The organism is Mesorhizobium silamurunense (assembly GCF_014843825.1).
GTDB classification, from domain to species: Bacteria; Pseudomonadota; Alphaproteobacteria; order Rhizobiales; family Rhizobiaceae; genus Mesorhizobium; species Mesorhizobium silamurunense.
This window is the reverse complement of the sequence record NZ_JHQR01000420.1, coordinates 1-4,844: the sequence shown is the minus strand read 5'-3', so window position 1 is coordinate 4,844 and position 4,844 is coordinate 1. Positions and strand designations below refer to the sequence as shown.

Sequence of the window (4,844 nt, the reverse complement as noted above, 5' to 3'; positions counted from 1 at the left end):
GCCGGCGCGCGCCAGTTCGTCCGCGATCTGCACGCCGGAGGAGGATGCGCCGACCACCAGCACGCCGCCGGTGGGCAACGCCTCCGGGCAGCGATATTTTGATGCGTGAATGCTTTGCGGCCCGTTCTTGCCGTCGAGTGTGAACGGGACCATCGGCCGGTCGCAATGCCCGGTCGCCACCACCACGGCCCTGGCCGACCAGTCGCCGGCGCTGGTGGCGAGCGCGAAGCCACCGCCGGTCCACCTGCAGGCGGTGACCTCGACGCCGCATTCGACAGGTACCTGCCAGCGGCTTGCATAGGTTTCGAGATCATGGACGAACGCGTCCTTCGTCCTGAAGCCGTCGGGGTCCGGGCCGTCATAGGGCGAGCCGGGCAGGCCGTTCAGCCAGTTGGGCGTCAAGAGCCTCAGCGATTGCCAGGTCTGCGCGCGCCAGCGCTGGCCGATGCGGCCGCGCTCCAGCACGACATGGTCGATGCCGGCGCGGCCAAGGCAATGGCTGAGCGCAAGCCCGGCCTGCCCGCCGCCGATGATGACAACGTCAGCATGTTTCATGGCTCTGTTCCGAAACCCTGGGAAGAGACGGTCCGGACTTCGCCCGGACCGTCTTCCAGCCCTGCGTCACTGGATGGTCTTGATACCGACCGTGACCGGCACGCCCTTGGTCAGCACGTCGAACACGGCCGAGCGTGCGCGGGCCTGCTCGACAAGCTGCTGGAGCTTCTCGGCCGGCGCGTCGCCCTCGATCTCGAACGAGACCTGGATGTTCTGGAAGCCGTTGCGGACCTCATCCGAGATGCCGAGGATGCCGCGCAGGTCGATATCGCCGTCGACCGAGCACTTGACCTTGGTGAGCTTGATGCCGCGCGCGGCGGCGATGTTGGCGAGCCCCGCCATCAGGCAGCTCGCCAGCCCATGCAGCAGCCATTCGACCGGGGTCGGCGCGTTGTCGGCGCCGCACAGGATCGCAGGATGGTCGCTGTCGGCATAGAAGGGCTTTTCGTGCTTCTGCTCCTGGCCGGCGCCGTAGAAGCCATGCATGACGCTTTTGCTGTGCGTGCCCTCGATCCATTCATTGTGGGCACGGAACTGGAACTTCGCCAGCTCCGGCTGGCCGGCGACGAAGTTGATCGTCGCGAGCAGGTTCGGCGTGTCGACGCCATTGAGCGGAACGCGTGCAGGTTTGGTGTTGGCAGGTTTGGCGTTGGGTTGCATGTGACTACTCCAAGGTTGCTCTTGCGGCTTGGTTGCCGTGACGCTTTCATTTGGCGGTCGAGCGTTTGAACGAGAGTGGGTGCGAGCGTGGAATTTTTGATGCGCCCACCGTGGAAATCGCATTGGGCGTTTCATTTCGCACATGCGCCCGCCGCCGCGATCCAACGCCGGGGAGGCCGGTCGACGGGCAGGGCCAAACGCGAAAACCCCGGCGATACCGGGGGCTTTTGATCGGCCTTCAAGCTGTTCCGGCCGCCGAAGCGCCCCATGCTTCAGTCGCTCATCCCGTCCGTGTCGGAGGGCGCAAGGCGGATCGAGGTGCAGTACTCGATCTGCGAGCGGCTGATGCCGAGATCCTTGAGCATATGGTCCGGCATCGCCTGCAGCGCGGCGCGTTCGCTGCGCAGCTTCATGGCGCGATAGGCCAGGCTGAGTGTGCGCCAGGCAAAGCCCGACAGGCTGAAGCCCGCCCGGCCGGATTCATTGGTTATTCGATCCAAAGTCGTCATTGTCGTCTCCATTCTTTGCGGGCGCGTTCGTTGGCGCGGTCAATGGGGACAATGAGGCATGAGCGAGGGAGCGAGCGTTGGAGCCCGCGTCGAAATTGCCGTGGAATCGTGGGGGCTAAAGCGGGCGAGCGCGTAATCTCCCTCCTTGAGGGGGAGATGGCCGGCAGGCCAGAGGGGGTCGGTCCGACTGGGCTCGGCCTGCTGCGGCAGATTGAGGTTGGCGCTCCACGCGCGGCGACCCCTTTGGCGACATCTCCCCCGCAAGGGGGAGATCGGCGGTTGCGACGTCTTCGCCCTTCCGCCTCACACCCCCTCATTGGACTTCGCCCGGCACAACCCCATATTGAATCCATGGAGCTTTGAGCGTGAGACTCGCGCGGGTGGCCCTTCTGGCAGCGGCCTTCGTGGCCGCCGCGGTTCTTTTCCCCTTCTCCTCGACCGGAATGGCGGCGGAGAGGGTTGCTGTCAGCATCGCGATCGACGGCGCTATCGGTCCGGCGAGCTCGCGCCAGCTCAAGGATGCGCTCAAGGCCGCGTCCGAGCGCAACGCCGCGGTCCTCGTCCTTCAGCTCGACACGCCGGGCGGCCTGGTCACCTCGATGCGCGAGATGATCGCCGACATCCTGGCTTCTCCCGTTCCCGTCATCGGCTATGTCGCGCCGGCCGGCGGTCATGCGGCGAGCGCCGGAACCTATATCCTTTATGCCACCCATGTCGCGGCGATGGCGCCCGGCACCAATCTGGGCGCGGCGACGCCGGTCGAATTCGGCGGGCTGCCCTCGCTTCCCGGCGGCGAGAAGGACAACGGTCCTGGCAAGGACGGTAAGGACAGCGGGCGGCCGCCCGGCGACGCGATGATGGCCAAGGTGACCAATGACGCGGTGGCGCTGATTCGCTCGCTCGCCGAGCTGCGCGGGCGCAACGGCGACTGGGGCGAGAAGGCCGTGCGCGAGGCGGCGAGCCTCTCGGCGAGTGCCGCGCTGCAGGAACATGTCATCGACTTCGTCGCCCGCGACACGACCGAGCTCCTGCAGATGGCCGACGGCCGCACCGTCGACGTGGCCGGCAAGAAGGTGGTGCTGGCCACGAAGGGCTTGGCCGTCGAGACGCTGGATCCCGGCTGGTTCATCCGGCTTCTCTCCGTCATCACCGACCCGAACGTCGCTGTCCTCCTGATGCTGATCGGCTTCTACGGCATCGTCTTCGAGGTCACGAGTCCCGGCGCGGTGGCGCCGGGCGTCATCGGCGCCGTCTGCCTCGTGCTCGCCCTCTACGCTCTCGATCTGCTGCCGATCAACTATACCGGGCTCGCCCTGATGCTGCTCGGTGTCGCCTTCCTTATCGTCGAGGCTTTCAATCCGACGGTGGTGCTGGGGGTCGGAGGCGCGGCCGCCTTCCTGCTCGGCGCGGCCATGCTGCTCAAGATCGAGGGGCCGGGCTTCGCCATATCCTGGGCGATCATCGGTCCTGCCGCGGCGTTGACGCTGGGGCTCGCGCTTTTTGCCGGCAGCTACCTTTGGGCGGCGCGACGCAATCCGCCGCGCATCGGCGGCGAGGCGATGCGCGGCTTGCCCGTGGAGATCCTCGACTGGCAGGGCGGCGAGGGCCATGTGCTGGCGCTCGGCGAGCGCTGGCGGGCGAAGGCCGATGAACCGATCGCGCCGGGGGACCGCGCAGAGGTGACCAGCGTCAGCGATCTCGTGCTGACGGTGCGTCGGCGTGGTGCCGGAAACAACGGGGCGGCAAACGACGGAGCTAAACAATGACAGTCGCTTATGTCGGCTATCTGATCCTCGCGCTGCTGGTGATCATGTTCCTGTCGGCAGCCATCCGCATCCTGAGGGAATATGAGCGCGGCGTGGTCTTCACGCTTGGCCGCTTCACCGGGGTGAAGGGGCCGGGCCTCATCATCCTCGTTCCCTTCATCCAGCAGATGGTGCGGGTGGACCTGCGCGTGGTGGTGCAGGACGTGCCGCCGCAGGACGTCATCTCGCGCGACAACGTCTCGGTGAAGGTCAACGCGGTGCTCTATTTCCGCATCGTCGATGCCGAGCGGGCGATCATCCAGGTCGAGGATTTCATGACCGCCACCAACCAGTTGGCGCAAACCACGCTGCGCTCGGTGCTCGGCAAGCACGAGCTCGACGAGATGCTGGCCGAGCGCGACAAGCTCAACAGCGACATCCAGGAGATCCTCGACCAGCGCACCGACGCCTGGGGCATCAAGGTCTCCAATGTCGAGATCAAGCATGTCGACCTCAACGAGAGCATGATCCGCGCCATCGCCAAGCAGGCCGAGGCGGAACGGCTGCGGCGCGCCAAGGTGATCAACGCCGACGGCGAGCAGCAAGCCGCCGCAAAGCTGGTCGAGGCCGGCAAGATGCTGGCCGAGGAGCCGCAGGCCATGCAGCTGCGCTATTTCGAGGCCCTGCACGACATCGCCGGCGAGCGCTCCTCCACGGTGGTCTTCCCGCTGCCGGTGGATTTGCTCAGCCAGTTCCTGAAGGGGCAGGGGAAATGAGGGCGTGCCGCCACGGCGGCTCGGGCGAAAATCGTTTGCCGATCCAGTCGGCGAAGGCGCGGGTCTTGGCGGCCTGGCCCTTGGCCGAGGGCATGACGACGTAGACCGCGCCCTCGTCGGCCAGCGTCCAGTCCTCCAGGATCGGCACCAGCCGGCCGTCGGTGAGCTCGCGGCCGACCAGCCAGTCGGTGCTCATCATCAGGCCGACGCCCTGCACGGCGGCCTCGACCAGCACCTCGGCGTCGTCGCTGATCAGCGGCCCCGAAACCTCGACGCGCATGCGCCGGCCTTGGCGGTCGGTCATCTCCCAGGCTGGAAAGGTCTGGAAGCCGGTGAAGCCAAGGCAGGAATGATCGAGCAGCGCCTGCGGCGTTTCCGGCCGGCCTCTGCGGGCGAGATAGGAGGGCGCGGCGCAGAGCAGCCGGCGCCGTGTCGCCACCTTGCGCGCCACCAGGCGCGAATCCTCCAGGCTGCCCAGCCGCACGGCGACGTCGAAATTCTCGGCGACGAGATCGACGAAGCGGTTGGAGAATTCGGCCTCGATGCGTACATCCGGGAACTCGGCGAGGAACTGCGGCAGGAACGGGGCTATCCACATG

At 66.7% G+C, this 4,844-nt stretch carries 6 protein-coding genes; 2 read left to right on the top strand and 4 right to left on the bottom strand.

The window, feature by feature from the left end; genetic code table 11:
• From DH10_RS35570 to DH10_RS35560, 3 genes are all read right to left on the bottom strand, one after another.
• Window positions 1-555, bottom strand: a 555-nt coding sequence (locus DH10_RS35570; protein WP_192385932.1) for a flavin-containing monooxygenase, incomplete at its 3' end; no start/stop codon positions are given.
• A 66-nt stretch (window positions 556-621) separates the two neighbouring features.
• Window positions 622-1,215, bottom strand: a complete 594-nt coding sequence (locus DH10_RS35565) for an OsmC family protein (RefSeq protein ID WP_192256100.1) — start codon at window positions 1,213-1,215, stop codon at window positions 622-624.
• A gap of 272 nt (window positions 1,216-1,487) precedes the next feature.
• Window positions 1,488-1,724, bottom strand: a complete 237-nt coding sequence (locus DH10_RS35560) for a DUF1127 domain-containing protein (protein WP_192256102.1) — start codon at window positions 1,722-1,724, stop codon at window positions 1,488-1,490.
• Between the two features lie 365 nt (window positions 1,725-2,089).
• Between DH10_RS35560 and DH10_RS35555 the strand changes: the two genes are divergently transcribed.
• Together DH10_RS35555 and DH10_RS35550 are read left to right on the top strand one after the other, a co-directional pair.
• Window positions 2,090-3,490, top strand: coding sequence for an NfeD family protein (locus tag DH10_RS35555; protein ID WP_192256104.1), 1,401 nt, complete (start codon window positions 2,090-2,092; stop codon window positions 3,488-3,490).
• Complete coding sequence (locus DH10_RS35550) at window positions 3,487-4,245, top strand: slipin family protein (protein ID WP_192256106.1); 759 nt, start codon at window positions 3,487-3,489, stop codon at window positions 4,243-4,245. Before DH10_RS35555 ends, DH10_RS35550 begins: the two co-directional genes overlap by 4 nt.
• Here the strand turns inward: DH10_RS35550 and DH10_RS35545 are convergent.
• Window positions 4,214-4,844: substrate binding domain-containing protein (locus DH10_RS35545; RefSeq protein WP_210327891.1), on the bottom strand; the 631-nt coding region annotated here is incomplete at its 5' end. The two genes, DH10_RS35550 and DH10_RS35545, sit on opposite strands and share 32 nt — an antisense overlap.

Excerpts from the sequence above, each read along its gene's own strand:
- DH10_RS35565 (WP_192256100.1), bottom strand. The coding sequence starts at position 1,215 with ATGCAACCCAACGCCAAACCTGCCAACACCAAACCTGCACGCGTTCCG.
- DH10_RS35560 (WP_192256102.1), bottom strand. The coding sequence starts at position 1,724 with ATGACGACTTTGGATCGAATAACCAATGAATCCGGCCGGGCGGGCTTC.
- DH10_RS35550 (WP_192256106.1), top strand. The coding sequence starts at position 3,487 with ATGACAGTCGCTTATGTCGGCTATCTGATCCTCGCGCTGCTGGTGATC.